The sequence below is a fragment of the Kosakonia sp. R1.Fl genome (genome assembly GCF_023516815.1).
In the GTDB taxonomy this organism is placed as follows: domain Bacteria; phylum Pseudomonadota; class Gammaproteobacteria; order Enterobacterales; family Enterobacteriaceae; genus Kosakonia.
On record NZ_JAMGSQ010000001.1, the window covers coordinates 795,140 to 820,217 of the forward strand.

Here is a 25,078-nt window from a genome sequence, read left to right on the forward strand (position 1 = left end):
CCGACTTACTCAGCGCCGCCAACGAAGTCCAGATTCTGGCCTTCTTTCAGGGTGACGTAAGCTTTTTTCCAGTCGCTACGACGACCGATACGCTGTCCGTGACGTTTAACTTTCCCTTTAACTACCAGGGTGTTAACGACTTCGACTTCGACTTCAAACAGTTTCTGCACAGCAGCTTTGATTTCTGCTTTGGTCGCGTCTTTAGCAACTTTGAGAACGATGGTGTTTGTTTTTTCCATCGCAGTAGACGCTTTTTCAGAAACGTGCGGTGCGCGCAGCACCTTCAGCAGACGTTCTTCACGAATCATGCCAGCATCTCCTCAACTTGCTTAACAGCATCAGCAGTCATTACGACTTTGTCGAAGGCGATCAGGCTAACCGGGTCGATACCAGTCGCGTCGCGAACATCAACCTTGTGCAGGTTGCGCGCGGCCAGGAACAGGTTCTCGTCCAGCTCACCGGTGATGATCAGCACATCTTCCAGAGCCATGTCTTTCAGTTTCTGAGCCAGCAGCTTGGTTTTCGGTGCTTCAACAGAGAACTGCTCGACAACGATCAGACGATCCTGACGTACCAGTTCGGACAGAATGCTTTTCAGCGCGCCGCGGTACATCTTTTTGTTAACTTTTTGACTGTGGTCCTGCGGACGCGCAGCGAAGGTCACGCCACCAGAACGCCAGATCGGGCTCTTGATAGAACCAGAACGAGCACGGCCGGTGCCTTTCTGGCGCCACGGTTTTTTACCGGAACCAGTTACTTCAGCACGGGTCTTCTGAGCACGAGTACCCTGACGAGCACCAGCTGCGTAAGCAACGACAACCTGGTGTACCAGCGCTTCGTTGAAGTCACGACCGAAGGTAGTTTCGGAAACAGTCAGCGCGCTCTGCGCGTCTTTCAATACTAATTCCATTGCTATCTCCTCACGCCTTCACAGCTGGTTTAACGATCAGGTCGCTACCGGTTGCACCCGGGACAGCACCTTTAACCAGCAGCAGGTTGCGCTCAGCGTCAACACGTACTACGTCCAGGCTCTGAACGGTTACGCGCTCATTACCCAGCTGACCTGCCATTTTCTTGCCCTTGAACACTTTGCCCGGAGTCTGGTTCTGACCGATAGAACCCGGAACGCGGTGAGACAGGGAGTTACCGTGGGTAGCGTCCTGGGTACGGAAGTTCCAGCGCTTAACGGTACCTGCGAAACCTTTACCTTTTGAGGTGCCAGTTACGTCAACTTTTTTAACTTCAGCAAACAGCTCAACGCTAATGTCCTGACCTACGGTGAATTCTTCGCCGTCAGCAAGACGGAATTCCCACAGACCACGGCCAGCTTCAACGCCAGCTTTAGCGAAGTGACCCGCTTCCGGTTTGGTTACACGGTTAGCTTTTTTAGCACCGGTGGTAACCTGGATTGCGCGGTAGCCATCGTTAGCCAGGTCTTTAACCTGAGTAACGCGGTTTGCTTCAACTTCGATTACGGTTACTGGGATAGATACGCCATCTTCAGTGAAGATGCGGGTCATGCCCACTTTTTTACCGACTAAACCAATCATTGTTTCAACCTCTCAATCGCTCGATGACCTGATTAACCCAGGCTGATCTGCACGTCTACACCGGCAGCCAGGTCCAGACGCATCAGAGCATCAACGGTTTTCTCGGTTGGCTCAACGATGTCAACCAGACGCTTGTGAGTGCGGATTTCGTACTGATCACGCGCGTCTTTGTTAACGTGCGGGGAGATCAGAACGGTGAAGCGCTCTTTGCGGGTCGGCAGCGGGATCGGACCACGGACTTGCGCACCAGTGCGCTTAGCAGTCTCGACGATTTCCGCGGTTGATTGATCGATCAGACGATGATCAAACGCTTTAAGGCGGATACGGATTCTTTGGTTCTGCATGAGACCAGAGCTCCAATTATTTATAGACGAAAATAATTACTCCTCACACCCATTACGATTGATGGGGGAGTGTAATCGTTCTTACGTAGCCCCCCGATTGGGAGCATTGTAACGGCCAAACAGCACCGTTGTGGTTCAGATTGAACCCGCCGTCATTTACGACAAGCCCGCGCATTATACGTAAATCTGAGCCAGACGCAAGTACAGTTTAGAAATTAAGCAGTACTGTGCGCATGCTCGCAGGGTGAACGTAACAGCAACAATGCCGGTATCATTTCTCACGAGCAGCTACGCAACATCAGAAGGAGTTAATTGGCTTTCACACCGCAATTTCACATTCTGCATATCATCCGTTACCGGCTTATCTGGCAGGACGCCATGTTTTTTCTCGCTGTATATCTGTTACTCAATCTAATGCTTGTCTGGCACGACATTCATACCGGGTTGCTGCCAGACCGTTTAACCTGCCCTCTTCTCTGGGCGGGGCTAATTTGGCACTGCTTCGCAAATGCTGAATTATTGAAGCAAGCAGTTATCGGCGCGACGGCAGGTTACATAGGGTTTGCTGTTATTTATTGGGGCTACAAAAAGTTGCGCGGTAAGGAAGGGCTTGGCTACGGCGATGTAAAATATCTTTCGGCACTCGGGGCCTGGCATGGCTGGCAGAATTTACCTGGCTTGGTTTTTATAGCCGCCTTATTGGCCTGCGGTGTGGTAAGTATCAACGCACTCCGATTGCGAAGTTTACAGGCATTAAAAAACCCACTGCCTTTCGGGCCATTTCTGGCGGCAGCGGGTTTACTGACGGGATACCATTCTGTGATACCAACTATTCTTCCACTTTGATTTGCGACTGGAGATAGTTCTGAATACCAATTTTGCTTATCAGATCCAGTTCTGTTTCCAGCCAATCAATATGATGTTCTTCTTCGGCAAGTATCTTGATCATCATGTCGCGGCTAACATAGTCATGGACGCTATCTGCATAAGCGATGGCTTCGCGCAAATCCTTCGCGCCTTCCAGCTCCAGTCGGAGATCCGATTGCAGCATCTCTTCAACGTCTTCTCCAATCCCCAGTTTGCCCAAGTCCTGCAAATTAGGGATACCTTCAAGAAACAAAATACGCTCGATGTAGAGATCGGCGTGTTTCATTTCATCAATAGATTCATGGTATTCGACATCATTGAGGCGCGTCAGCCCCCAGTTTTTGAACATTCTCGCATGGAGAAAGTATTGGTTTATTGCGACAAGCTCATTTCCCAATAATTTATTGAGATAATTTATGATTTTAACATCACCTTTCATTATGTAGTCCCTCCGCTTCCACTCATTGAAGCGTAGATGGGGCTACAAGGATGTCAAAAAAAAGATAAAAACTCAGGCAATCTCTTTGTATTCCGGCATCCGGGTAAGTTCGTCTTGCATGATCTCTCTTGCTGCGCGAACACATTTACCACACTGATTTCCAACCGGAACAAATTTGCGGAGTTGCTGAAATGATTGAGGATGAAACTGGCGCACTGCCTGGCGAATTTTTTTATCACTCACACCATTACACAAACAAACGTACATGATCACTCCCGTTCAATTTCTGCGCAAAGTGTAAATGAGAATAGTTGCGATTACAATAGTCCAACTGTAAAGCTGCTCGCCCGGTGCGTAGCTTCATTTCGAATAAATATTTCGACCGTAAATAGCGGACAGCAAAAAGGGCGCCGATGCGCCCTTTTTTCAATTCAAAGCTAATTAATTAGCCCAGAACTTTTGCTACAACGCCCGCGCCAACGGTACGGCCGCCTTCACGGATTGCGAAACGCAGACCATCGTCCATCGCAATCGGGTGAATCAGGGTAACAACCATTTTGATGTTGTCGCCCGGCATTACCATCTCAACACCTTCCGGCAGTTCGATGGTGCCAGTCACGTCGGTTGTACGGAAGTAGAACTGCGGACGGTAGCCTTTGAAGAACGGAGTGTGACGGCCGCCTTCATCTTTGGACAGAATGTACACTTCAGATTCGAATTTGGTGTGCGGCTTGATGGAACCCGGCTTAGCCAGTACCTGACCACGTTCGATTTCTTCACGTTTGATACCACGCAGCAGAACACCTACGTTCTCACCAGCACGGCCTTCGTCCAGCAGTTTGCGGAACATTTCAACGCCGGTACAGGTGGATTTCGCGGTGTCTTTGATACCAACGATTTCAACTTCTTCACCCACTTTGATGATACCGCGCTCTACACGACCGGTAACAACGGTACCACGACCGGAGATGGAGAATACGTCTTCGATCGGCAGCAGGAACGGCTTGTCAATCGCACGCTCTGGTTCCGGAATGTAGGAATCCAGGTAGCCAGCCAGTTCAACGATTTTATCTTCCCACTCAGCTTCGCCTTCCAGCGCTTTCAGAGCAGAACCACGAACGATCGGGGTGTCGTCGCCCGGGAAATCGTACTGAGACAGCAGTTCACGAACTTCCATCTCTACCAGTTCCAGCAGCTCTTCGTCATCAACCATGTCACATTTGTTCAGGAACACGATGATGTACGGAACGCCTACCTGACGACCCAGCAGGATGTGCTCACGGGTCTGCGGCATCGGGCCGTCAGTCGCAGCAACAACCAGGATCGCGCCGTCCATCTGCGCAGCACCGGTGATCATGTTTTTAACATAGTCGGCGTGGCCCGGGCAGTCTACGTGTGCGTAGTGGCGAGTCGGGGTGTCATATTCAACGTGAGACGTGTTGATGGTGATACCACGAGCTTTTTCTTCCGGCGCGTTATCGATCTGGTCGAATGCACGAGCATTACCACCGAATTTTTTAGCCAGAACGGTAGTGATTGCAGCGGTCAGAGTAGTTTTACCATGGTCAACGTGGCCGATAGTACCGACGTTGACGTGCGGTTTTGTACGTTCAAATTTTTCTTTAGACACGGCTTTATTCCTTACTATAGTGCTCTCCCTCTTTGGAGAGAGCACGGGACTTTGGTTTTAACCCTGCGGCTTATTTACCACGGGCTTCAATTACGGCCTGAGCAACGTTGTTCGGCGCATCATCATACTTCAGGAACTCCATAGTATAAGACGCACGACCTTTGGTCAGAGAACGCAGCTGAGTTGCATATCCGAACATTTCAGACAGCGGAACTTCAGCGTGGATCTTAACGCCAGTAACTTCAGATTCCTGACCGCGCAGCATACCGCGACGACGGCTAAGGTCACCGATTACGTCACCGGTGTTCTCTTCCGGAGTCTCTACTTCAACCTTCATGATCGGCTCAAGCAGAACTGGTTTCGCTTTCTTAAAGCCATCTTTAAAGGCAATAGACGCAGCCAGTTTAAACGCCAGTTCAGAGGAGTCAACGTCGTGGTAAGAACCGAAGTGCAGACGCACACCGAGATCAACTACCGGATAACCCGCCAGCGGGCCAGATTTCAGCTGTTCCTGGATACCTTTATCAACGGCCGGGATGTATTCGCCAGGAATTACACCACCTTTGATGTCGTTGATGAACTCGTAACCTTTCGGGTTAGAGCCCGGCTCCAGCGGGTACATGTCGATAACAACATGACCATACTGACCGCGACCACCAGACTGCTTAGCGTGTTTACCTTCGATATCGGTAACTTTCGCACGAATCGCTTCGCGGTAAGCAACCTGAGGTTTACCGACGTTCGCTTCAACGTTGAATTCACGTTTCATACGGTCAACGATGATGTCGAGGTGCAGCTCACCCATACCGGCGATAATGGTCTGGTTAGATTCTTCATCAGTCCATACGCGGAATGACGGGTCTTCTTTCGCCAGACGGCCCAGAGCCAGACCCATTTTTTCCTGGTCAGCTTTGGTTTTCGGTTCTACCGCGATGGAGATTACCGGTTCCGGGAATTCCATACGTTCCAGAATGATCGGGTGATCCGGGTCACACAGGGTGTCACCAGTGGTCACGTCTTTCAGACCGATAGCAGCAGCGATGTCGCCAGCGCGAACTTCTTTGATCTCTTCACGTTTGTTAGCGTGCATCTGAACGATACGACCGAAACGCTCACGTGCAGATTTCACGGAGTTCAGGATGGTATCACCAGAGTTAACCACACCGGAGTACACACGGAAGAAGGTCAGGTTACCAACAAACGGGTCGGTAGCGATTTTGAACGCCAGCGCAGAGAACGGCTCTTCATCACTTGCGTGACGCTCAGCCGGAGTATCTTTACCATCGTCCAGGATACCGTTGATCGCAGGTACGTCAGTCGGGGACGGCAGGTAGTCAACTACCGCATCCAGCATCGCCTGAACACCTTTGTTCTTAAACGCAGAACCACAAGTTACCAGGATGATTTCGTTGTTCAGAACACGCTGACGCAGAGCTTTTTTGATCTCTTCTTCAGTCAGTTCTTCACCACCCAGGTATTTCTCCATCAGCTCTTCAGAAGCTTCAGCAGCGGATTCGATCAGATTCTGGTGCCATTCGTCAGCCAGATCCTGCATCTCAGCCGGGATATCTTCGTATTCGAAGGTAACGCCCTGGTCTGCATCGTTCCAGTTGATGGCTTTCATTTTCACCAGGTCAACAACACCGGTGAAACCTTCTTCAGCACCAATTGCCAGCTGCAGCGGAACCGGGTTCGCGCCCAGACGGGTTTTGATCTGACCAACAACTTTCAGGAAGTTAGCGCCCATGCGGTCCATTTTGTTAACGAACGCGATGCGCGGAACTTTATATTTGTTTGCCTGACGCCATACGGTTTCAGACTGCGGCTGAACACCACCAACGGCGCAGTAAACCATTACCGCACCGTCAAGAACACGCATGGAACGTTCTACTTCGATGGTGAAGTCAACGTGCCCCGGGGTGTCGATGATGTTTACGCGATGCGGTTCATACTGCTTCGCCATACCAGACCAGAATGCAGTAGTCGCTGCGGAGGTAATGGTAATACCACGCTCCTGCTCCTGCTCCATCCAGTCCATGGTTGCGGCGCCGTCATGAACTTCACCGATTTTGTGGTTTACACCGGTGTAGAACAGAATACGTTCGGTAGTCGTGGTTTTACCGGCGTCGATGTGCGCACTGATACCAATGTTACGGTAGCGTGCGATGGGTGTTGTACGAGCCATTTGATTCCTCGTTTGTCTCTTTAGGCGTTCAGATTTAAGTTGCCAAACGGCGGGCCACTTGCTTGAAGCGCCCGCCATATGACTAAAACTCCGAAGGGATTACCAACGGTAGTGTGCGAACGCCTTGTTGGCTTCGGCCATACGGTGAACGTCTTCACGTTTCTTAACTGCGGTACCTTTGTTGTCCGCAGCATCGGAAAGTTCGTTCGCCAGGCGCAGAGCCATGGATTTATCACCGCGTTTACGAGCAGCTTCAACGATCCAACGCATTGCCAGAGCATTGCGACGAACCGGACGAACTTCAACCGGAACCTGATAAGTAGAACCACCAACGCGGCGAGACTTAACTTCTACAGTCGGGCGCACGTTTTCGAGAGCTACTTCGAAAGCTTCCAGTTCATTTTTACCAGAACGCTGAGCCAGGGTCTCAAGCGCGCTGTATACGATTGCTTCTGCAGTAGATTTTTTACCGTCTACCATCAGGATATTGACAAATTTAGCCAGCAGTTCTGATCCGAACTTCGGATCCGGCAGAATTTTACGCTGACCAATAACACGACGACGTGGCATGGAAATACTCCGTTGTTAATTCAGGATTGTCCAAAACTCTAAGAGTTTAGTTTGACATTAAAGTTAAAACAGTTTGGCCTTACTTAACGGAGAACCATTAAGCCTTAGGACGTTTCACGCCGTATTTGGAGCGAGATTGCTTACGGTCTTTAACACCGGAGCAGTCGAGCGCGCCACGTACAGTGTGGTAACGAACACCCGGGAGGTCTTTTACACGACCGCCACGGATCAGGATCACGGAGTGCTCCTGCAGGTTGTGACCTTCACCACCAATGTAGGAAGTCACTTCAAAACCGTTGGTCAAACGAACACGGCATACTTTACGCAGTGCGGAGTTCGGTTTTTTCGGGGTGGTAGTATATACGCGAGTACATACGCCACGTTTTTGCGGGCATGCTTCCAGCGCAGGCACGTTGCTTTTTGCAACTTTGCGAGCGCGTGGTTTGCGTACCAGCTGGTTAACTGTTGCCATTAAATAGCTCCTGGTTTTAGCTTTTGCTTCGTAAACACGTAATAAAACGGCCTCATATAATATGAGGACGCAGAATTTTATGGCTGTGCTTAAAAGGTGTCAAGAAATATACAGCGATCACACATTACCAATGCATCTGAACAGCGTTTTTCACCGTCAGACTAACGAAATCAGTATAGTCAACCCTGACGACACTGCTTGAAATTTGACCACCCAGACCACGGGCATCGATATCTTCTTTAAGCGCGTGCACAGTTATGGGGGCGTTTAGCAATAACTCAACATAGCGCCCGTTTTGCAAGGCTGCCGTTACGCCATCTGAAAGCAGCAGAAGATCGTCGCCGGGGCGCAGCAAACGGAGCATCGACGCCATATCACACTGCCAGGGAGAGCGGGACAAAGTATGCAGCATAAATGCCTCAAAAGGTCAGAACGACAGTGTAACTATCAAGCTTTTCGCGCAGCGCGTCCGGCTCAAGGCGCTGAGCCGGCAACACGAAGGTTGTCTCCTCGCCTAACCCACGCTCACGTAGCGAATCTGCACACAGCCAGCACTGTTCGATGTCATAAAGCGGCAGAACTTTAAACGTCGCGATGTAATCGCGCGCTAAAACCGCATCCGGCTGCTGATTGGCCAGTAACTGGAATACACCATCACCAATAAAAAACACGCCGATATCATCGGTAAACGCTGAAGTCGCCAGCAACGCATCCAGCCCTTCGCGACCGGAAGCGGAACCATGTGGCGCAGAAGTAAATACAAAGGCGATACGTTGCATCAGAATTGCACCACCCGATCGCAAGAGAGCGCGGCTTCTGCCAGCGAGCCAAGGCCGGTCAGTGAAAAACCGGCTTGCAGGTTTGCACCAGGCAGCGCCAGCCGTTGTGCTTCGGCATCATCAACAACGCCGCGACGCAGCGCGGCGGCAACACAGATATGCAACTCGACCTGGTGTTCCTCATGCAGGCGCTGCCAGGCGCGAACCAGGTCAAATTCATCACTGGCAGGCGCAGTGAGCGCGTTCGCGTTGCTCACTCCTTCGCGATAAAAAAAGACGCTGGCTAACGTATGCCCGGCATCCAGTAGCGCCTGCGCAAACTGGTACGCGCTGCTGGCCTGTTGGGTTCCATACGCCGGGCCGGTGACCATCAGGGCAAAACGCATTAACGATCCTGTACGGAAAAATCACCGCTTTTGAACTGGCGGATATAGAGATAAACGGTGTGTTTTGAAATATTGAGGCGATCGGCGACCTGGTTGATCGCGTCTTTGATATCAAAGATACCTTTCTCGTAGAGGTTCAGTACGATCTGGCGATTCTTGGCATTGTTAGAAACGTTACGATCTGCGTTGACCTCTTCAATGGTGAACTCCAGCGTTTGCATGACCAGATCTTCCACTGAGGAAGCAAAGTTCACCGAAGAGCCAACATCAGGCGTTTCCGGCGGCACAAAGGTGCTCATGATCTGTGAGAACGGCACATCAAGGTTCATGTTGATGCACAGCAGACCAATCACGCGGTGATCGCGGTTACGGATAGCAATAGTGACGGACTTCATCAGCACACCGCTTTTCGCGCGGGTAAAGTAGCACTTCGATACGCTGCTGTCGGCGCCGGTCATATCATGCAGCATGCGCAGGGCGAGATCGGTGATGGGCGAGCCAATTTTACGCCCTGTGTGTTCGCCATTGGCAATACGGATTGCGGAACATTTCAAATCTTGCAGGGAGTGCAAAACGATTTCACAGTGGCTGCCAATGAGCATCGCTAACCCGTCCACCACCGCTTCATAGGATTTGAGGATATCGAAGTCGGTCTGATCGAAAGGACGTTGATCCAGCAAATCAAGTTCACTGGTTTCGTTGGTTAATAGCGACCTGGACATGAAAAAAAACACTCCTTTTCAGGAGCCTGTCGTTATGTTTTCAGGGCAGGCTCAGTATTTATATGGGGATATAAATTAATACATCGTAGGTTAAGCTTTCCAGAATTATATCCCTGCTGCAAAAAAAAACGCCGCCCGAAGGCGGCGCTATTGCAAATTTTATTTCTTACTGGTGTCTGCGGCTTTCGCGTCAGCAGCTTTATCGCCCGCTGCCGGTGCAGCTTCTGGTGCGGCGGCATCTGCTTTCGGTGCGGCTTTGATATCCAGCAACTCGACATCAAATACCAGCGTGGAGTTAGCCGGAATGCCCGGAACGCCCGTTTTCCCGTAAGCCAGTGCCGGCGGGATAACCAGTTTGATCTTGCCGCCTTTCTTAATGTTTTTCAGGCCTTCGGTCCAGCCTGGGATAACACCGTCAAGACGGAAAGAGAGCGGCTCACCACGGGTGTAAGAGTTATCGAACTCTTTACCGTCGATCAGCGTGCCTTTGTAGTTCACAACAACCGTGTCGCTGTCTTTCGGCGCGTCACCGGTACCTTCTTTCTCTACTTTGTACAGCAGACCGGTATCGGATGTTTTCACACCTTTCTCTTTAGCGAAGGTGTCACGGAAGGCTTTGCCTTTTGCTTCGTTGTCAGCGGCGTCTTTTTCCATGCGATCCTGCGCGGCAGTTTTCACACGGGTCTCAAACGCTTGCAGGGTTTGTTCGATCTCCTGGTCACTCAGTTTGCTCTTATCGGCAAACGCGTCCTGAACACCAGCGATCAGCTGAGCTTTATCCAGTTTGATGCCCAGTTTTTCCTGCTCTTTCAGCGAGTTTTCCATGTAGCGGCCCAGCGAAGCGCCCAGCGCATAGGCGGATTTCTGGTCGTCATTTTTAAATGCCGCTTTGCTGTCAGCTGCTGCAGCCGGTTCTTTCTTTGCAGCAGCATCGGCAGCGAAAGAGATCGGTGCGTGAAGGGCGACGGCCATCGTGGTCGCCAGCAGCGTGACTTTAAACAGTGATTTCATCCATTTCTCCAGGGGCCGGGGCATCTCGCCCCAGGGTTAAACAAAAAGTAAGAGACGTACTATAAAGCGTTGCGGTGGAAATCAACATAAGGACACCACCTGAATTCACCTGTTTTCTGACTATTTTTGTTTAAATAAGTTTCTGCTTTTCTTTGCCAGAGCTGTACCTGGCAGCAAAGTTCAGTAAAATTCGCCCGTTTAATGAAAATCGGGCCGGACGCAATCCAGAGGTGATGTATGCAAGAGTTAACAACAGAAGCGCGACTGGCGGAACTGGAAAGCCGGTTGGCTTTTCAGGAGATGACCATCGAGGAATTAAACCAGACGGTTGTTGCCCATGAGCTGGAAATGGCGAAGCTGCGCGAACATCTGCGGTTAATGGCGGAAAAGCTCAAAGCCAGCCAGCCTTCGCACATGGCATCCCCTTCAGAAGAGACGCCGCCGCCCCATTATTAAGGCGTAAAAAAAGCGGGTTTCCCCGCTTATCAATGACGCTATGAATTTCGTGTTGCAGGCAGGCGGCAAACTTGAAAATCCCCGGGAGCACAGAAAACGATGCGACCGGGGTTTGAAAGCGAAGCCAACGCCCCTGCGGCGCGAAAAACGACGCGTCTTAGTGGCAGCCGCAGCCACCGTTACCGCCGCAACCACCTTTCCCGTGGTCATGGCCGTGATCGTGACCGTGGCCGCCGCAGCAACCGTCATGATCGTGGTCGTGGTCATGATCGTGACCATGCGGACCGTGAACGTGCCCGTGAGCCAGCTCTTCTTCGGTTGCTTCGCGGATAGCGACAACTTCAACGTTGAACTTCAGGTTCTGGCCAGCCAGCATGTGGTTACCGTCAACAACAACGTGGTCGTCTTCCACTTCGGTGATTTCTACCGGTACCGGGCCCTGGTCGGTTTCTGCCAGGAAGCGCATGCCAACCTGCAGCTCGTCAACGCCCATAAAGACGTCTTTCGGTACGCGCTGCACCAGGTTTTCGTCGTACTGACCGTAAGCGTCGTTCGCGCCAACAGCCACATCGAATTTATCGCCGACTTCGTGACCGTCCAGCGCGTTTTCCAGACCAGAGATCAGGGAACCGTGACCGTGCAGATAGTCCAGCGGCGCACTCACCGGAGACTCATCAACCAATACACCGTCTTCTGTACGTACCTGATAGGCCAGGCTGACCACCAGGTCTTTTGCTACTTTCATGATATCTCCTGAGCGTGGGAAAATTACTGGCGCAGATTGTAGCGGAATTCTGCACCCGTGTACCCTTTAGCTTAAAAAAAGCTGCCCGATCTCGCTAGTCCGGATGAAAAATGCCAATCACTTGCTCATCTTTGCGAACATGCTCGCGGGCTTCTTTATCCGCTTCACGCATCTGGTGCCCACACTTAACGCACTCAACAATATCGACATTATTCTCACGCCACATTGCCATTGAGTCCTTCGCCTGGCAGGCCGGGCAAACCGCCCCGGCGATAAAACGTTTTCGTACAGCCATTCGATTCCCCTTATTCAAACTCGTCCCAACCATCCAGCTGGCGACGCTCTTGCTGCATTTCACGCTGGAAAATCTCCTCCAGCTCGCGCCGCGCTTCGCGGACACGGGAAATTTGCATCGTATCGGTATGTACCGGCATCAGCTCGCGCAGCATACGCATATCCAAACGTTTAAAGTGCAGTTGCGCACGCTGAGCCTGATGTGGATGCATCCCCAGCGAAATAAGCGTCTTGCGCCCTAACTCCAGCGCACTGGAGAAGGTCTCGCGGGAAAACTGCGTCACACCGGCCTGCAGGAGTTCATGCGCTTCCACACGTCCGCGCGCGCGCGCCAGGATTGCCAGGTTCGGAAAATGCTGCTGGCAAATCTCCACCAGCTTCATCGTATCCAGCGGGTCATTACAGGTGATGACGATAGATTGCGCCGCTTCCGCGCCCGCCGAGCGCAGCAACTCCACTTGAGTTGCATCCCCGTAATAGACCTTATACCCATATTTACGCATCAAATTAACGGCGCTGATATCGCGCTCCAGCACGGTAATGCGCATCTTATTCGCCATTAACAAGCGGCCAATCACCTGACCAAAACGCCCAAACCCCACCACAATTACCTGCGGTTTGTCGTCTTCTACCCATGGGGTTTCATCTTCATCTTCCGGGGTGTTAAAACGCCGGGAGAGCAGTTTATCCACGCCGCGCATCAGCAGCGGTGTGGTCATCATCGACAGCGTGACGGTGACCAGCAGCAGCGCCATTTGATCATTCTGGAACAAGCGCTGAGAAGACGCCGAGGAGAACAAGACAAACGCGAATTCACCGCCCTGGCTTAACACACCAGCGAACTGCATACGCTCCGAACTGCGCAAACCGTATATTCGCGCCAGCCCGTACAGCACCAGTGATTTCACCGCCACCAGTACCGCAACGCTCAGTACCACCCATAACAGATGGGTATAGAGCACCCCAAGGTTCAGCGCCATGCCAACGGAAATAAAAAACAGCCCCAGCAACAGCCCCTTAAAAGGCTCGATGGCGATCTCCAGCTCGTGGCGATATTCACTTTCAGCCAGCAACACACCGGCGATAAAGGTTCCCAGCGCCATCGATAACCCCAGCGCATCCATAAACAGCGCCGAGCCAAGCACCAACAGTAAGGTCGCGGCGGTAAACACTTCACGCACGCCGGAACCGGCAATAAAGCGGAACACAGGCCGCAGCAAATAACGCCCGCCAATCAACATGCCCGCGAACGCCAGCACTTTCATGCCGACTTTCATCCAGTCGAGATGCTCATCACCATTGCCCGCCAGCAACGGCACCAGCGCCAGCGCCGGGATCACCGCTAAATCCTGAAACAGCAGCACCGAAAATCCCAGTTGGCCGGATTCGCTGCGGTTCATGCCTTTATCGCGCATCAGTTGCAGCGCCATCGCGGTGGAAGACATCGCCAGGCCGATACCGCCAATCACCGCCGCCTGCCAGGAAAATTGCGTCAGCATCAGCAGCCCGGCGAGGATCGCCGCGCTCAGCAGCACCTGCGCCGCGCCGACGCCAAAGATGGAGCGCCGAAGCTCCCAAAGTTTTCGCGGGTTCAGCTCCAGCCCGATGATAAACATCAGAAACACCACGCCCAGCTCGGAGAAATGGAGGATTTCATCAACATCGCTGATAAACCCCAGCCCCCACGGGCCAATCGCGATACCCGCAAGCAAATAGCCGAGCACCGCGCCAATCCCTAAACGCGCGGCAAGCGGAACAGCGACCACCGCCGCAAAAAGAAATAACACACCGGCCAGTAAAAGCGCGGAACCTTCCATTAACGGCCTCCCACAGGCAACGGTGACGCCAGCCAGTCACCATACGCTTTGGCGTGACTCGCCAACTCCTGCGGCTGTTGCCGGCGCGCCCAGTACACAATAATCGGGCTTAACCAGTGCATGCGGCACATGGCGGCAGTCAGCTCAAACGGGCGCAAAATATCATTCATGGAGTAGCGGTTAAGCCCATCGTGGCGATACGCGGCCTCCGGTTCCCCGGTGGTGACCACGCTACGCCAATACTTTCCCGCGAGTTGGTTCCCGCCAATGCCGCTGGCAAAGCCACGGCTTAACACACGATCAAGCCACTCTTTGAGCAGCGCCGGGCAACTGTAGGTATATAACGGATGTTGAAACACAATGACGTCATGCTCACGCAGCAACGCCTGTTCATAAGGAATATCGATAAAAAAGTCAGGGTAACGGGCATAAAGATCGTGCACCGTGACATTTTGCAGCTGCGTTGCCGGCTTAAGCAAAACCCGGTTAGCCACCGAGTCCTGTGATTCCGGATGGGCATACAGCAGCAACACTTTCGCTGTCTGCGACATCATTCCCCTCCCGGGTGTCAAACTCTGGCGAGCGGCCTGTGGGCGCTGCCAGAATGATTTTGTCTATCATCTTCATTTTGGGCTACCATTGCGGCCCCGGTGCGTCTTTTGGCCGCACTCTTACATTATCATAATGACAAATTAACATAGTCTGAACATACGGCGCCTTATGATTGTTTTCTCCTCGTTACAAATTCGTCGCGGCGTGCGTGTCCTGCTGGATAACGCCACAGCCACCATTAACCCGGGCCAGAAAGTAGGCCTGGTGGGTAAAAACGGCTGCGGCAAATCAACGCTGCTGTCGCTATTGAAAAACGAGATCGGTGCCGACGGCGGCAGCTTCACGTTTCCCGGCACCTGGCAACTGGCATGGGTGAACCAGGAAACGCCGGCGCTGAATGAAGCGGCTATAGACTATGTGATCGATGGCGATCGCGAATACCGTCAGCTTGAAGCCGAACTGAACGCCGCCAACGAACGTAACGATGGTCACGCCATCGCCACCGTGCACGGAAAGCTCGACGCCATCGACGCGTGGACCATTCGCGCGCGCGCGTCCAGCCTGCTGCACGGTCTGGGTTTCAGCAACGAGCAGCTGGAGCGCCCGGTAAGCGACTTCTCCGGTGGCTGGCGTATGCGTTTAAACCTCGCGCAGGCGCTGATTTGCCGCTCCGACTTACTGCTGCTTGATGAACCGACCAACCACCTCGATCTCGATGCGGTGATCTGGCTGGAAAAATGGCTGAAAAGCTACCAGGGAACGCTGATCCTGATTTCCCACGACCGTGATTTTCTCGATCCGGTGGTGGACAAAATTCTGCATATTGAGCAGCAAAACCTGTTCGAATATACCGGCAACTACAGCTCGTTTGAGCGCCAGCGCGCCACGCGCCTTGCGCAGCAGCAGGCCACTTATGAAAGCCAGCAGCAGCGCGTTGCCCATCTGCAAAGTTTTATCGACCGCTTCAAAGCGAAAGCCAGCAAGGCGAAACAGGCGCAAAGCCGTATCAAAATGCTTGAGCGTATGGAGCTGATTGCCCCGGCGCATGTTGATAACCCGTTCCACTTCAGTTTCCGCCCGCCGGAAAGTCTGCCTAACCCGCTATTAAAGATGGAAAAAGTGAGCGCCGGTTACGGCGATCGCACCATCCTGAACGCCATTAAGCTCAACCTGGTGCCGGGTTCGCGCATTGGCCTGCTGGGGCGTAACGGCGCAGGTAAATCCACGCTTATCAAACTGCTGGCAGGTGAGCTGGCGGCGCAGAGCGGTGAAATCGGGCTGGCGAAAGGCATTAAGCTCGGTTACTTCGCCCAGCATCAACTGGAATTTTTACGCGCTGACGAATCGCCGTTGCAGCACCTGGCGCGCCTCGCACCGCAGGAGCTGGAGCAGAAACTGCGCGATTACCTGGGCGGCTTTGGTTTCCAGGGCGATAAAGTGACGGAAATAACCGAACGCTTCTCCGGCGGGGAAAAAGCGCGTCTGGTGCTGGCATTGATCGTCTGGCAGCGTCCCAACCTGCTGCTGCTCGATGAACCGACCAACCACCTCGATCTCGATATGCGCCAGGCGCTGACCGAAGCGCTGATTGAGTTTGAAGGCGCGTTAGTGGTCGTGTCGCATGACCGCCACCTGATTCGCTCCACCACGGACGATCTCTACCTGGTGCACGACGGCAAAGTAGAGCCGTTCGAAGGCGATCTGGAAGATTACCAGCAGTGGCTGAGCGACGTGCAAAAACAGGAGAGCCAGCCTGCGGATACGGTAAAAGAGAGCGCCAACAGCGCTCAGGCGCGCAAAGATCAGAAGCGCCGGGAAGCCGAGCTACGCACGCAAACTCAGCCGCTGCGCAAAGAGATTGCCCGGCTGGAAAAAGAGATGGAAAAACTCAACGCCCAGCTTGCCCAGGTCGAAGAGAAACTCGGTGACAGCGGGCTTTACGATCAAAGCCGTAAAGCAGAGCTCACCACCTGTCTGCAACAGCAGGCGGCGGCAAAATCGGGCCTCGAAGCGTGCGAGATGGCCTGGCTGGAAGCGCACGAGCAACTGGAAGCCATGTTGCAAGGGGAGTAACACGCAACAACGGCGGCGGGAGAGCTTATGAATCTGGATATCACCAACGACATTACGTTTCGCAAGCTGGGCATCTTCATGGCCTTTATGGAAAAAGGCAATATTGCGCGCGCCGCCGAAGCGCTCAATCTCAGCGGCGTGAGCGTACACCGTGCGCTGCACACGCTGGAAGAAAATGTCCGTTGCCCGCTGTTTGCCCACAAAGGCCGTAACCTCATCCCGCTGCCTGCCGCGTGGACGCTGCTCGAGTATTGCCAGGAAGTTACTCAATTAATGGAGCGCGGGCTGGATGAAGCGCGTAAAACCGCTGGCGTTGGCCAGGGGCGGTTGCGCGTTGGCACGCTCTACTCCCTGACGCTGGAAACCGTACCGCGACTGATAATGGGAATGAAATTGCGGCGCCCGGATCTGGAGATGGATCTGACGATGGGCTCAAACGAAGCGCTGTTGCAGATGCTTGAGGAAGGCAGGCTCGACGCGATTTTGATCTCCATTTCCGAAAGCGAAATCGATCGCAACAACCTCGAAGTTCTGCCGCTGTTTCATGACGACATCTTCCTTGCCGCACCGGCGAGCGCCACGCTTGAAACCGATACGCTGGCCGATCTGCGCGACTACCGCACGCAAAAATTTGTCTCGCTGGCCGAAGGCTTCGCCACTTATGCCGGTTTTCAGGAAGCGTTTCATATTGCCGGTTTTGAGCCGGAAATTGTCACCCGCGTCAATGACATCTTCTCGATGCTGAGTCTGGTGCAGGCGGGCGTCGGCTTTACGTTAATGCCGGGAAGAATGAAGAAAGTCTACGAAGGATCAGTGCAGATGTTGCGCCTCGCCGAGCCGTATCAAATGCAGCAGTTGATCGCCATTGTCTTTTCCCGCAACCGCGAGCGCGATCCCAACTTGCTGGCGCTGGCGGCGGAAGGCCGCATGTACGCCCGCAGCCTGCAAGAAAACATTACGCCTGCATCCTGAGGCGATTCGCCAGATGTACCGCCACATCCACACCGCTGCGCTCCAGCGAAATGCTTTCGCCGTTCCACGCGGCTTGCCGGGTCAGGCAGGTCAGAATACCGCCCGGCGGCATTTCAATCGCCAGCCGCGCGTCACGTTCGTTAGCGGCAACGACCGCCTCCTGCCAGCGCACGGTGCGCGCCATATTCCACGCCAGATCGTCAGCGATTTTCTCCGGCTGCCACAACACGCGCCCGGTGCTACCGCTTAAATAAGCGCACTGCGGGCGACGGAGCGTCACATCTGCAAACGCCTGCGCCAGTTTTTCGGCGGGTTTTTCCAGCAATGCACAGTGGGAAGGTACGCTGACCGCGAGGCGCTGCGCCTTGCTGGCCCCTTTTGCTAATGCCCGTTGCGCCACCTGCGCCATCGCCTCATCGCTGCCGGCGATGACAATCTGCGTCTCGGCATTGAGATTAGCGATATAGGCTCCACTGCCTTCGATCAGCGTTTCCACCGTGGGCAACGTCAGCCCCATGATCGCCGTCAGCCCGTAACCGTGCGGATACGCCTGTTCCATCAAATCGCCGCGCAAGGCCACCAGACGCAACGCATCACGAAAATCGAGCGCACCCGCGATCACCGCCGCCGGATACGCGCCAATCGACAGGCCACTGGTGATATCAACGCGCACGCCACGCCGCTGTAATTCACGCGCCCAGGCGACACCGGCAATCAGCAGCGCCAGTTGTACCGCACGGGTATGCTTTAGTGATTCGGCGGTATCGAGGGTGTCGATTTCCGCACCCAACACGTCGCGGGCTTCATCCATTTCACTGCCGGGAAGCGCGTGTAACATTCCCGGGCGTTGTGTCCCCTGCCCCGGAAAAGTAAAGATGATCTTCATGAATCCTCCCTTTGCCACGGGTCGCTCACCAGACGCGGCCCGTGGTTGGTTTTCAGCATCACCCGCCCGTCACGCAGCCACTCGGCTAAGGCAAAGCCGCCGTTCGGCGTTTCTACCTGGGTATCCGCCCGGCAAAGCCCGCCGCTAAGCTGCTGTTGCCAGCGGGCCAGATCGCGGGTGGAGAGCGGTTCCGGCACGCGGATCAGCAAGTCGAGATCGCTGGTCGCATGGATAACCGGAATGCCGGTCGCCAGCGCATAACCGCTGCTGCCGGTTACTCCCCACGTCCACGGCCAGGAAAACTGCGCCAGTTGTAGCGCCAGTTGTACCGGCGGTTGGGAGATAAACGGCGAACGCGGCAGTTCTTGCGGTGCGACCAGTTGTTCGGGTGAGACCACACGGATAACCTGTTCAGGCTTTACCCACCCCGCCGCGCGTTGGTCGCGGCGCAGGCCGCGCACGCCAACGGGGATGCGTCCGTTTTGTGCAACATCACGCCGCACCACCACCGGTAAACCAGCGTGCCAGATCTCTGCGACCCAGGGTTCGGTTACCCCTTCCAGCGCATCTTGTGCGCGCAGCCAGAGAAGATCGTGCGGGCGTAATGTTGCGGTCATGATTACATTCCTGAAGTCAGCGTGATAAACAGCGGCAGCGACAGGATACAGAGCACGGAACTCAGCAGCAGCACGGCTTCCGCATCCGGCGATTGCACGCCAAAGCGGTTACCAAATACCACACCGAAGAAGCCCGCAGCCAGCGCAATCATCAGGATAGCGGTGATCGCCACCGAGCCGTGCAGGCCGAACACCAGCACAATTCCCCACGCAATCGCCGGTTGGATCAGCAATTTGGTGATGGTGGCAGAAATAACCATGGTGTTAATCGCCAGTTTTCTCGCCGAGAGGATCACACCGGTCAGGAACAGCGCCGCAGCCGTCGCAGCGAGACCAAGCGGTTTGATGGATGCCAGTACCAGTTCCGGCATTTTGATACCGATAGCGGAGAGCACCACGCCCAGCAGCGGCCCCCAGACAATCGGTTTTTTCACCGAGCGCCACATCAGTACCGGAAGCATGGCCAGCGTAGAACCGGTGTTGTCACCCGCGGCTCGCGCTTTTTCACGCTCAAGGATCAGTAAGCAGAACGGCGTCATCAGCACGGAACCACAGGCGATGGAAACTGCAACGGAGAGCGATGTCGACGGGCCTTCACCCAGCACGCTGCCCAGGATCGGCAGGCCGAGCGCGGCGTAGTTCGGCAGTGCGACGGTCAGCGTCAGCACGGCGGCATCCTGCGGCGATTTTTTGAAAACCGAGGTCGCCAGAAAGTAGATGGCGGCATAGGTAATCCACATGGAGAGGGTCAGCACCAGAATCAGCGGTGACTGCGCGATGATCCCGGTCCACGGCGTCTGCACGGTAGCGCTAAACAGCGCAGCGGGCAGAGCGAAATCCATCACAAAGATATTCAGCAGGGAAACGTTTTTGTTGTCGACCATTTTGGCCTTTCCCGCCCAGAACCCCAGCAACATGATGACGAATATCGGTGCGAGGGCATGAACAATTACGTAAGTCATAAATCACCTGTAAGCCTTTAAAAGGAAAAGAAATAGCACTAGCGCGATGGTTATTATTTTCAGTAGCGCATGAGCGCGGCGTGCGCGCCCATGCGTTGCTATCTGGCAGGTTTCTTTTTACTTACCAGCTCGCTTTCATGCGTTCGCGCACGAGAGCGGAGCTGCGGCGGTTGTCAGCACCCAGACGGTTTTTCAACGTGGTGTCCTGACGAGCGTCATTGATGGCCTGGTGCAATGTGCTCTGCACCTGCGCCAGATCGGCGTCTGACGGCGCGTCCGGGTTGCTGATGTTCAGCAGATCGGCAAGCAGCCCCAGTGTCGCGTAGTTACTGATGTCATAAGCCATCGGCGGAATGGTGGCCGCCAGTTTTTCCAGTGCCTCCACACTACGCAAGGTAATGCGCGCCGCCGACTCTTTGCCCATGGCGTGGATCAGCACACCGGCATCGTTAAAGGCGATCAGGCGGTTCGCCTGGTAGCCGTGGGCCAGAAACGCCCCGGACATCGCTTTACCGACGATCAAACCAATCACCGGATGCCCCGCCAGCCGCGCATTGGCGTAAGCCGCAGCCGCACCGGCTAGCGCCTGGTGAATACCAAAGGCTTCTTCACGACGACCATAGGCCTGGCTTGGCACATCAATCACCGCAATGATTGGGCGCTTCACGCTGTTGTTGGCATCGGCGGCAACGGTTTCGCTCACCACTTTCGCCAGCGTCCAGCCCTCCAGCAGACCGACTTCACCTTTTGCCGCACGCGGATAATGGTTGTTAGCATCCGGCACCACGGCGATGAAACGCACCGCTTCACCGTTAACGTTGCCATCAGCTGCCTGCACGGACGGACACAGCCCGCTCAGACGTGTTGCATTCGGCGCCAGTTTATCCAGCCATAACGCGCCGCGGCTTACTGTCGTACTCATGCTTTCCCCTCCCCGGCAAACAACGCGCTGATCTGTTCGGCATCCGCTTGTTTGCGGGTGTCGAAGTGGGTCAGACGTTGCAGATAATCGTCGTAGTTATCGGTGCGATGTTTGGCCGGTACGCCTTTGGCAATCGCCTCATTCATCGCCTGTTTCACCGCATGGATGCCATCGCCGACCAGCGCATCCACCAGCCCGCTGCGATAACGCACTTCGCCGCCGGTCATGCTCCAGATAAACGGACGGTCGCGGGAATCGTACTCTTCAATCCCGGCTTCCTGTTCGATAACCTGCGGGCCGTTCAGACCAAGACGGGCTTCGCGCGTCACAATCAGGTAGCTACAGAGCGCAGCGGCGATAGACATCCCGCCGAAGCAGCCAACCGTACCGGCAACGATGCCGATAACCGGCGTGTAACGGAGCAGGTCAACAATCGCCGCGTGAATATCGGCAATCGCCGCCAACCCAAGGTTGGCTTCCTGCAAGCGCACGCCGCCGGTTTCGAGGCACAGCACCGCCTGAGTCGGGATGCCGTTACGGTTATCTTCCGCCGCCAGCTCAAGTGCCGCCGCCATTTTCGCGCCGGAGACTTCACCCATGCTGCCGCCCTGGAACGCGCCTTCAATCGCCACCACAACCGCCGGCTGACCGTTGATGGTGCCTTTGGCGACCACCATGCCGTCATCGGCCTGCGGTACAATGCCCTGCGGGCCTAACCACGGCGAAATAATGCCTTCAAACGGATCCAGCAATTCGCGGTAGCTGCCGTCATCGAGCAGCGCCTGTGCGCGCTGGCGCGCTTTGAGTTCGATAAAACTGCGATCGTCACGCATAGCTCACCTCTTCGAATACCTGTTCGATACGGATGCGCGCCACACCGGGCGTCGCGCCGAAATCGTGGATCACAAGCTGGCCCGCAGGCAGCGTGCTTACCAGACCGAGACGGTTGAACAACGCTTCCCAGCGTCCACGGCTGTTATCCACGGAGGTGGTGATCTCAATTGTCAGTGTTTGCCCCTGGTCGGCGGTGAATAACACCTCCATATCCCCGGAGCCCACAACGCCCGCCAGCGCTTTACCGCGTAATGCGCGGCCAGCAGGCACGGTTATCGTAATGTGTTCCATAACTTCCTCTTAATTCGCTAAATAAGGCGTGGTCATGCGATCGAGAAACAGTGTCGCCGCGAGTAAATCTGCCGCGCCGCCCGGCGACGCATTCAGCGCCAGCATCCGCGCATCCAGTTCGGCTAATGCTTGCTGACCGGCCTTCGACGCAACGCCCCCGGCTTGCAGCACCGCACTCGCGCCCTGGCGCATCGCATCCAGCCCCTCCAGACCCGCGCGGGAAAGCACGCAGGTATCGCTGAGCGAGGTCATGATGGCCATCAGCGCATCAAGCCTGGCCTGCGCTTCATTGCTGCCGCGCTGGCGGCTGTGCTGCAACTGCGGCAGCGCCAGCTTGATGATGTGCGGAAAGCCTTGTTGCGCCTCCTCGCGCGCGCCCGGCACCCGGTAACGGTGCGTGGCGCGCAGCCCTTTACTGAAGAGCTTCGGCGCTGCGTCATCCGGCAGTTGCGCCAGCTTCGCGGCCGTGGCGGCAATCGCCTGTGCCGGTGCGCTACCGCCCGACATGGCGACTGCGCTTACCAGCAACCCTAATGCCCAGATCGCGCCGCGATGGGTATTTACGCCACCGGTGGCCGCCATCATCTGCTGCTCACCTTCCCGACCTAATCGCCCAATGGTTTGTCTGAGCGCCACATCCGCTGGCCGCCGCCAGCTTTGTTGCGCCAGCGCCTGAAACGTGGGGGTCAGGCTATGCGCGGAACGCTCCATCAGTTCGAGCGTTAAATCGTGATGCGCGCCGTTCCCCCGGCTGTCCACCAGACCGGGCTTCGGGCTTAATCGTGCTTCGTCAATCAGACACAGTGTGGCGGTTCGCGCCAACCATTCGGCACCGCCTTCAGCGTCAATCCGTGGCAGAAGTTTCATTACCAGCTCCGGAATTTCGCAGGTGGGTTGTACAGCCCGCCGGACCACTCCACCAGATCCGCGACGCTGCTGGCAGCCAGCAGTGAACGGGTGGCGTCAGTGCGGCGAATGCCCATATCTTCCGGGTAGACCACTTTGCCGCTCTGGCGAAGCTGGGCGACACGTTTGGCGTCAACGCCCAGACCGATATCGGTGATCCCCGCCACCGCCGCGACCATCGCCCGGCGCTCTTCAAGGCTTTCAGCGCGATAGAGGTAAGCAATCCCCTCTTCGGTCAGCACGTGCGTCACGTCATCGCCATAAATCATCACCGGAGCCAGCGGCATGCCGGAGGTTTTCGCCACGTCCACGGCGTCGAGTTTTTCCACGAAGGTGGGTTTCGCACCGGCCTGGAAGGTTTCCACCATCTGCACCACCAGTTTTTTACCGCGCTGCATCGGGTCAGGTTCGGTGATCATGTTCAGCCAGGCCGGTGTTGCGTGGCGGCGACCGTGCGGGTCATGGCCCATATTTGGCGCACCACCAAAGCCCGAGAGACGACCACGCGTCACGGTGGAGGAGTTCGCCAGGCCATCGACTTGCAACGTCGAGCCGATAAACATATCGACGGCGTACTGACCGGCTAACTGGCAGAACGCGCGGTTGGAACGCATCGAACCGTCTGAACCGGTGAAGAACACGTCCGGGCGGGCGCGGATGTACTCTTCCATCCCCAATTCGCCGCCGAAGCAGTGCACGCTTTCCACCCAGCCACTTTCAATCGCCGGGATCAGCGTCGGGTGCGGGTTCAGTGTCCAGTGTTTACAGATTTTGCCTTTCAGGCCGAGCTGCTCACCATAGGTCGGCAGCAGCAGTTCGATGGCTGCGGTGTTAAAGCCGATACCGTGGTTGAGCGACTGCACCTGATGCTCGGCGTAGATACCTTTGATGGCCATCATCGCCATCAGAATGTGTTCTTGCTTGATGAGGCGCGGGTCACGGGTAAACAGCGGCTCGATAAAGAACGGTTTGTCGGCGACCACTACGTAGTCGATCCAGGAACCGGGGATATCGACACGTGGCAGGTCACATTCGTCATCCACCAGTTCGTTGACCTGAGCGATAACGATGCCGTCGCGGAAGGCGGCAGCTTCCACCAGCGCTGGGGTATCTTCCGTACTTGGGCCGGTGTAAAGGTTGCCTTTGCGGTCCGCTTTATAACCGGCAATCAGCGCCACATTCGGACACAGGTCAACGTACAGGCGGGAGTAAAGCTCGATGTAAGTGTGGATCGCACCGATTTCCAGCAGACCATCTTCCAGCAGTTGCGAGATGCGCAGACTCTGGGTACCGGAGAAGGAGAAATCCAGCTTGCGGGCAATGCCCTTTTCAAAAATATCCAGATGTTCGCTGCGACCGACGCTCGGCATAATCATATGCAGGTCGTGGACTTTCTGCGGATTGACTTCGGCAAGGGTTCGCGAGAGGAAATCTGCCTGTTTTTGGTTGTTCCCTTCCAGCACCACACGGTCGCCCGGTGCAATCAGCTTTTCCAGCATGGCGACAAGGTCGCCGGTCGGCAGTACCTTGCCCTGCACGGGAATGGACGCCAGGCGGCGCTGTTTCTCGCTGCGCCGCGTGTTCCATACCTGTGCTGGCGTTTGCCCAGATAACATTATTAACCTCCTGATTCAGCTCATCATTTTGACTTGCTTAACACTGAACTCAGTGTGCGCCGTGGTGAGAAAGCCATCAATTAAGGAGGCAGCTAAATCATTAGCCTGAGAGTAATAATTAAATGAAAGTAATTGTGATGTGCGTCAATTTCGACATCGAAAGAAAGGCTTATAGCGCTG

Annotated in this window: 31 protein-coding genes; 4 read left to right on the top strand and 27 right to left on the bottom strand. The window is 54.9% G+C overall.

The window, feature by feature from the left end:
* Positions 1-5: 5 nt before the first annotated feature.
* From rplW to rpsJ, 4 genes are read right to left on the bottom strand one after another with little or no spacing between them, the layout of a single operon-like run.
* On the bottom strand, positions 6-308 hold the full coding sequence (rplW, locus tag M8Q36_RS03785) for a 50S ribosomal protein L23 (protein WP_000617546.1): 303 nt from the start codon (positions 306-308) through the stop codon (positions 6-8).
* Positions 305-910 carry a 50S ribosomal protein L4 gene (gene rplD, locus M8Q36_RS03790; protein WP_007369811.1) on the bottom strand — a complete coding sequence of 202 codons (606 nt, stop codon included), beginning with the start codon at positions 908-910 and terminating at the stop codon, positions 305-307. The genes rplW and rplD overlap by 4 nt, the downstream gene beginning before the upstream one ends.
* 10 nt (positions 911-920) lie before the next feature.
* The gene (gene rplC, locus M8Q36_RS03795; protein WP_017460069.1) at positions 921-1,550 is read right to left on the bottom strand and encodes a 50S ribosomal protein L3; all 630 of its coding nucleotides are present in this window, start codon (positions 1,548-1,550) and stop codon (positions 921-923) included.
* 32 nt (positions 1,551-1,582) lie between these two features.
* Positions 1,583-1,894 (bottom strand): 30S ribosomal protein S10, encoded by a 312-nt coding sequence (rpsJ, locus tag M8Q36_RS03800; RefSeq protein ID WP_001181005.1) that lies wholly within the window; start codon positions 1,892-1,894, stop codon positions 1,583-1,585.
* A gap of 378 nt (positions 1,895-2,272) precedes the next feature.
* Here rpsJ and M8Q36_RS03805 point away from each other — a divergent pair, with 378 nt between their 5' ends.
* Positions 2,273-2,740 carry a prepilin peptidase gene (locus tag M8Q36_RS03805; RefSeq protein WP_249882715.1) on the top strand — a complete coding sequence of 156 codons (468 nt, stop codon included), beginning with the start codon at positions 2,273-2,275 and terminating at the stop codon, positions 2,738-2,740.
* Here the strand turns inward: M8Q36_RS03805 and bfr are convergent.
* The 11 genes from bfr to fkpA all read right to left on the bottom strand — a co-directional run bounded on the left by bfr (position 2,724) and on the right by fkpA (position 10,955).
* Positions 2,724-3,200, bottom strand: a complete 477-nt coding sequence (bfr, locus tag M8Q36_RS03810; RefSeq protein ID WP_017460067.1) for a bacterioferritin — start codon at positions 3,198-3,200, stop codon at positions 2,724-2,726. The two genes, M8Q36_RS03805 and bfr, sit on opposite strands and share 17 nt — an antisense overlap.
* Before the next feature lie 72 nt (positions 3,201-3,272).
* Positions 3,273-3,467, bottom strand: coding sequence for a bacterioferritin-associated ferredoxin (bfd, locus tag M8Q36_RS03815; RefSeq protein ID WP_071925235.1), 195 nt, complete (start codon positions 3,465-3,467; stop codon positions 3,273-3,275).
* 178 nt (positions 3,468-3,645) lie between these two features.
* Positions 3,646-4,830 carry an elongation factor Tu gene (tuf, locus tag M8Q36_RS03820; protein WP_249880055.1) on the bottom strand — a complete coding sequence of 395 codons (1,185 nt, stop codon included), beginning with the start codon at positions 4,828-4,830 and terminating at the stop codon, positions 3,646-3,648.
* A 70-nt stretch (positions 4,831-4,900) separates the two neighbouring features.
* Positions 4,901-7,015: an elongation factor G gene (fusA, locus tag M8Q36_RS03825; RefSeq protein WP_017459899.1), complete on the bottom strand. Its 2,115-nt coding sequence runs from the start codon at positions 7,013-7,015 to the stop codon at positions 4,901-4,903.
* Positions 7,016-7,114: 99 nt separating this feature from the next.
* Positions 7,115-7,585: a 30S ribosomal protein S7 gene (gene rpsG / locus M8Q36_RS03830; protein ID WP_007369802.1), complete on the bottom strand. Its 471-nt coding sequence runs from the start codon at positions 7,583-7,585 to the stop codon at positions 7,115-7,117.
* A 97-nt stretch (positions 7,586-7,682) separates the two neighbouring features.
* The gene (gene rpsL / locus M8Q36_RS03835) at positions 7,683-8,057 is read right to left on the bottom strand and encodes a 30S ribosomal protein S12 (RefSeq protein ID WP_003023654.1); all 375 of its coding nucleotides are present in this window, start codon (positions 8,055-8,057) and stop codon (positions 7,683-7,685) included.
* A gap of 124 nt (positions 8,058-8,181) precedes the next feature.
* Positions 8,182-8,469 carry a sulfurtransferase complex subunit TusB gene (gene tusB, locus M8Q36_RS03840; RefSeq protein ID WP_249880056.1) on the bottom strand — a complete coding sequence of 96 codons (288 nt, stop codon included), beginning with the start codon at positions 8,467-8,469 and terminating at the stop codon, positions 8,182-8,184.
* A 7-nt stretch (positions 8,470-8,476) separates the two neighbouring features.
* Positions 8,477-8,836: a sulfurtransferase complex subunit TusC gene (gene tusC, locus M8Q36_RS03845; protein ID WP_200551413.1), complete on the bottom strand. Its 360-nt coding sequence runs from the start codon at positions 8,834-8,836 to the stop codon at positions 8,477-8,479.
* Positions 8,836-9,222 carry a sulfurtransferase complex subunit TusD gene (gene tusD, locus M8Q36_RS03850; RefSeq protein ID WP_249880057.1) on the bottom strand — a complete coding sequence of 129 codons (387 nt, stop codon included), beginning with the start codon at positions 9,220-9,222 and terminating at the stop codon, positions 8,836-8,838. The genes tusC and tusD overlap by 1 nt, the downstream gene beginning before the upstream one ends.
* Positions 9,222-9,944, bottom strand: a complete 723-nt coding sequence (locus M8Q36_RS03855; protein WP_017459895.1) for a helix-turn-helix transcriptional regulator — start codon at positions 9,942-9,944, stop codon at positions 9,222-9,224. Before M8Q36_RS03855 ends, tusD begins: the two co-directional genes overlap by 1 nt.
* A gap of 159 nt (positions 9,945-10,103) precedes the next feature.
* Entirely contained in the window at positions 10,104-10,955 is an 852-nt protein-coding gene (gene fkpA, locus M8Q36_RS03860; RefSeq protein ID WP_017459894.1) for an FKBP-type peptidyl-prolyl cis-trans isomerase, read from the bottom strand.
* Positions 10,956-11,192: 237 nt separating this feature from the next.
* Here fkpA and M8Q36_RS03865 point away from each other — a divergent pair, with 237 nt between their 5' ends.
* Positions 11,193-11,411, top strand: a complete 219-nt coding sequence (locus M8Q36_RS03865) for a protein SlyX (RefSeq protein ID WP_086872642.1) — start codon at positions 11,193-11,195, stop codon at positions 11,409-11,411.
* A 157-nt stretch (positions 11,412-11,568) separates the two neighbouring features.
* On the opposite strand, the gene slyD is transcribed toward M8Q36_RS03865, so the two are convergent.
* The 4 genes from slyD to kefG form a co-directional block, all read right to left on the bottom strand.
* Positions 11,569-12,156, bottom strand: coding sequence for a peptidylprolyl isomerase (slyD, locus tag M8Q36_RS03870; RefSeq protein ID WP_017459892.1), 588 nt, complete (start codon positions 12,154-12,156; stop codon positions 11,569-11,571).
* Between the two features lie 94 nt (positions 12,157-12,250).
* Positions 12,251-12,451, bottom strand: a complete 201-nt coding sequence (locus M8Q36_RS03875; RefSeq protein ID WP_017459891.1) for a YheV family putative zinc ribbon protein — start codon at positions 12,449-12,451, stop codon at positions 12,251-12,253.
* A 10-nt stretch (positions 12,452-12,461) separates the two neighbouring features.
* Positions 12,462-14,267, bottom strand: a complete 1,806-nt coding sequence (gene kefB, locus M8Q36_RS03880) for a glutathione-regulated potassium-efflux system protein KefB (protein ID WP_045507920.1) — start codon at positions 14,265-14,267, stop codon at positions 12,462-12,464.
* Entirely contained in the window at positions 14,267-14,818 is a 552-nt protein-coding gene (kefG, locus tag M8Q36_RS03885; RefSeq protein WP_017459889.1) for a glutathione-regulated potassium-efflux system ancillary protein KefG, read from the bottom strand. Before kefG ends, kefB begins: the two co-directional genes overlap by 1 nt.
* Positions 14,819-14,987: 169 nt before the next feature.
* Here kefG and M8Q36_RS03890 point away from each other — a divergent pair, with 169 nt between their 5' ends.
* On the top strand, positions 14,988-16,892 hold the full coding sequence (locus M8Q36_RS03890; protein ID WP_249880058.1) for an ABC transporter ATP-binding protein: 1,905 nt from the start codon (positions 14,988-14,990) through the stop codon (positions 16,890-16,892).
* 27 nt (positions 16,893-16,919) lie between these two features.
* Entirely contained in the window at positions 16,920-17,864 is a 945-nt protein-coding gene (locus M8Q36_RS03895; RefSeq protein WP_249880059.1) for a LysR family transcriptional regulator, read from the top strand.
* On the opposite strand, the gene mdcH is transcribed toward M8Q36_RS03895, so the two are convergent.
* From mdcH to mdcA, 8 genes are all read right to left on the bottom strand, one after another.
* On the bottom strand, positions 17,848-18,750 hold the full coding sequence (gene mdcH / locus M8Q36_RS03900; RefSeq protein ID WP_249880060.1) for a malonate decarboxylase subunit epsilon: 903 nt from the start codon (positions 18,748-18,750) through the stop codon (positions 17,848-17,850). The two genes, M8Q36_RS03895 and mdcH, sit on opposite strands and share 17 nt — an antisense overlap.
* Positions 18,747-19,367 carry a malonate decarboxylase holo-ACP synthase gene (locus tag M8Q36_RS03905; RefSeq protein ID WP_249880061.1) on the bottom strand — a complete coding sequence of 207 codons (621 nt, stop codon included), beginning with the start codon at positions 19,365-19,367 and terminating at the stop codon, positions 18,747-18,749. Before M8Q36_RS03905 ends, mdcH begins: the two co-directional genes overlap by 4 nt.
* A gap of 2 nt (positions 19,368-19,369) precedes the next feature.
* Positions 19,370-20,329: an AEC family transporter gene (locus M8Q36_RS03910; protein ID WP_249880062.1), complete on the bottom strand. Its 960-nt coding sequence runs from the start codon at positions 20,327-20,329 to the stop codon at positions 19,370-19,372.
* Positions 20,330-20,450: 121 nt separating this feature from the next.
* Complete coding sequence (mdcE, locus tag M8Q36_RS03915; protein WP_249880063.1) at positions 20,451-21,251, bottom strand: biotin-independent malonate decarboxylase subunit gamma; 801 nt, start codon at positions 21,249-21,251, stop codon at positions 20,451-20,453.
* Positions 21,248-22,084, bottom strand: coding sequence for a biotin-independent malonate decarboxylase subunit beta (locus M8Q36_RS03920; protein ID WP_249880064.1), 837 nt, complete (start codon positions 22,082-22,084; stop codon positions 21,248-21,250). The genes mdcE and M8Q36_RS03920 overlap by 4 nt, the downstream gene beginning before the upstream one ends.
* Complete coding sequence (mdcC, locus tag M8Q36_RS03925; RefSeq protein WP_020455512.1) at positions 22,077-22,376, bottom strand: malonate decarboxylase acyl carrier protein; 300 nt, start codon at positions 22,374-22,376, stop codon at positions 22,077-22,079. Before mdcC ends, M8Q36_RS03920 begins: the two co-directional genes overlap by 8 nt.
* A 9-nt stretch (positions 22,377-22,385) precedes the next feature.
* A complete protein-coding gene (locus tag M8Q36_RS03930) occupies positions 22,386-23,243 on the bottom strand; it encodes a triphosphoribosyl-dephospho-CoA synthase (RefSeq protein WP_020455513.1) in 858 nt (285 codons plus the stop codon).
* Complete coding sequence (gene mdcA / locus M8Q36_RS03935; RefSeq protein WP_045507892.1) at positions 23,243-24,898, bottom strand: malonate decarboxylase subunit alpha; 1,656 nt, start codon at positions 24,896-24,898, stop codon at positions 23,243-23,245. The genes M8Q36_RS03930 and mdcA overlap by 1 nt, the downstream gene beginning before the upstream one ends.
* Between the last annotated feature and the right edge of the window lie 180 nt (positions 24,899-25,078).

Excerpts from the sequence above, each read along its gene's own strand:
- rplD (WP_007369811.1), bottom strand. The coding sequence starts at position 910 with ATGGAATTAGTATTGAAAGACGCGCAGAGCGCGCTGACTGTTTCCGAA.
- bfr (WP_017460067.1), bottom strand. The coding sequence starts at position 3,200 with ATGAAAGGTGATGTTAAAATCATAAATTATCTCAATAAATTATTGGGA.
- M8Q36_RS03895 (WP_249880059.1), top strand. The coding sequence starts at position 16,920 with ATGAATCTGGATATCACCAACGACATTACGTTTCGCAAGCTGGGCATC.
- mdcE (WP_249880063.1), bottom strand. The coding sequence starts at position 21,251 with ATGAGTACGACAGTAAGCCGCGGCGCGTTATGGCTGGATAAACTGGCG.
- M8Q36_RS03875 (WP_017459891.1), bottom strand. The coding sequence starts at position 12,451 with ATGGCTGTACGAAAACGTTTTATCGCCGGGGCGGTTTGCCCGGCCTGC.
- rpsJ (WP_001181005.1), bottom strand. The coding sequence starts at position 1,894 with ATGCAGAACCAAAGAATCCGTATCCGCCTTAAAGCGTTTGATCATCGT.
- M8Q36_RS03930 (WP_020455513.1), bottom strand. The coding sequence starts at position 23,243 with ATGAAACTTCTGCCACGGATTGACGCTGAAGGCGGTGCCGAATGGTTG.
- M8Q36_RS03805 (WP_249882715.1), top strand. The coding sequence starts at position 2,273 with ATGTTTTTTCTCGCTGTATATCTGTTACTCAATCTAATGCTTGTCTGG.
- M8Q36_RS03890 (WP_249880058.1), top strand. The coding sequence starts at position 14,988 with ATGATTGTTTTCTCCTCGTTACAAATTCGTCGCGGCGTGCGTGTCCTG.
- fusA (WP_017459899.1), bottom strand. The coding sequence starts at position 7,015 with ATGGCTCGTACAACACCCATCGCACGCTACCGTAACATTGGTATCAGT.
- tusD (WP_249880057.1), bottom strand. The coding sequence starts at position 9,222 with ATGCGTTTTGCCCTGATGGTCACCGGCCCGGCGTATGGAACCCAACAG.
- fkpA (WP_017459894.1), bottom strand. The coding sequence starts at position 10,955 with ATGAAATCACTGTTTAAAGTCACGCTGCTGGCGACCACGATGGCCGTC.
- bfd (WP_071925235.1), bottom strand. The coding sequence starts at position 3,467 with ATGTACGTTTGTTTGTGTAATGGTGTGAGTGATAAAAAAATTCGCCAG.
- kefG (WP_017459889.1), bottom strand. The coding sequence starts at position 14,818 with ATGTCGCAGACAGCGAAAGTGTTGCTGCTGTATGCCCATCCGGAATCA.
- mdcH (WP_249880060.1), bottom strand. The coding sequence starts at position 18,750 with ATGAAGATCATCTTTACTTTTCCGGGGCAGGGGACACAACGCCCGGGA.
- rpsL (WP_003023654.1), bottom strand. The coding sequence starts at position 8,057 with ATGGCAACAGTTAACCAGCTGGTACGCAAACCACGCGCTCGCAAAGTT.
- rplW (WP_000617546.1), bottom strand. The coding sequence starts at position 308 with ATGATTCGTGAAGAACGTCTGCTGAAGGTGCTGCGCGCACCGCACGTT.
- M8Q36_RS03865 (WP_086872642.1), top strand. The coding sequence starts at position 11,193 with ATGCAAGAGTTAACAACAGAAGCGCGACTGGCGGAACTGGAAAGCCGG.
- rpsG (WP_007369802.1), bottom strand. The coding sequence starts at position 7,585 with ATGCCACGTCGTCGTGTTATTGGTCAGCGTAAAATTCTGCCGGATCCG.
- mdcC (WP_020455512.1), bottom strand. The coding sequence starts at position 22,376 with ATGGAACACATTACGATAACCGTGCCTGCTGGCCGCGCATTACGCGGT.
- M8Q36_RS03910 (WP_249880062.1), bottom strand. The coding sequence starts at position 20,329 with ATGACTTACGTAATTGTTCATGCCCTCGCACCGATATTCGTCATCATG.
- slyD (WP_017459892.1), bottom strand. The coding sequence starts at position 12,156 with ATGAAAGTAGCAAAAGACCTGGTGGTCAGCCTGGCCTATCAGGTACGT.
- tusC (WP_200551413.1), bottom strand. The coding sequence starts at position 8,836 with ATGCAACGTATCGCCTTTGTATTTACTTCTGCGCCACATGGTTCCGCT.
- M8Q36_RS03920 (WP_249880064.1), bottom strand. The coding sequence starts at position 22,084 with ATGCGTGACGATCGCAGTTTTATCGAACTCAAAGCGCGCCAGCGCGCA.
- tusB (WP_249880056.1), bottom strand. The coding sequence starts at position 8,469 with ATGCTGCATACTTTGTCCCGCTCTCCCTGGCAGTGTGATATGGCGTCG.
- kefB (WP_045507920.1), bottom strand. The coding sequence starts at position 14,267 with ATGGAAGGTTCCGCGCTTTTACTGGCCGGTGTGTTATTTCTTTTTGCG.
- rplC (WP_017460069.1), bottom strand. The coding sequence starts at position 1,550 with ATGATTGGTTTAGTCGGTAAAAAAGTGGGCATGACCCGCATCTTCACT.
- M8Q36_RS03855 (WP_017459895.1), bottom strand. The coding sequence starts at position 9,944 with ATGTCCAGGTCGCTATTAACCAACGAAACCAGTGAACTTGATTTGCTG.
- M8Q36_RS03905 (WP_249880061.1), bottom strand. The coding sequence starts at position 19,367 with ATGACCGCAACATTACGCCCGCACGATCTTCTCTGGCTGCGCGCACAA.
- mdcA (WP_045507892.1), bottom strand. The coding sequence starts at position 24,898 with ATGTTATCTGGGCAAACGCCAGCACAGGTATGGAACACGCGGCGCAGC.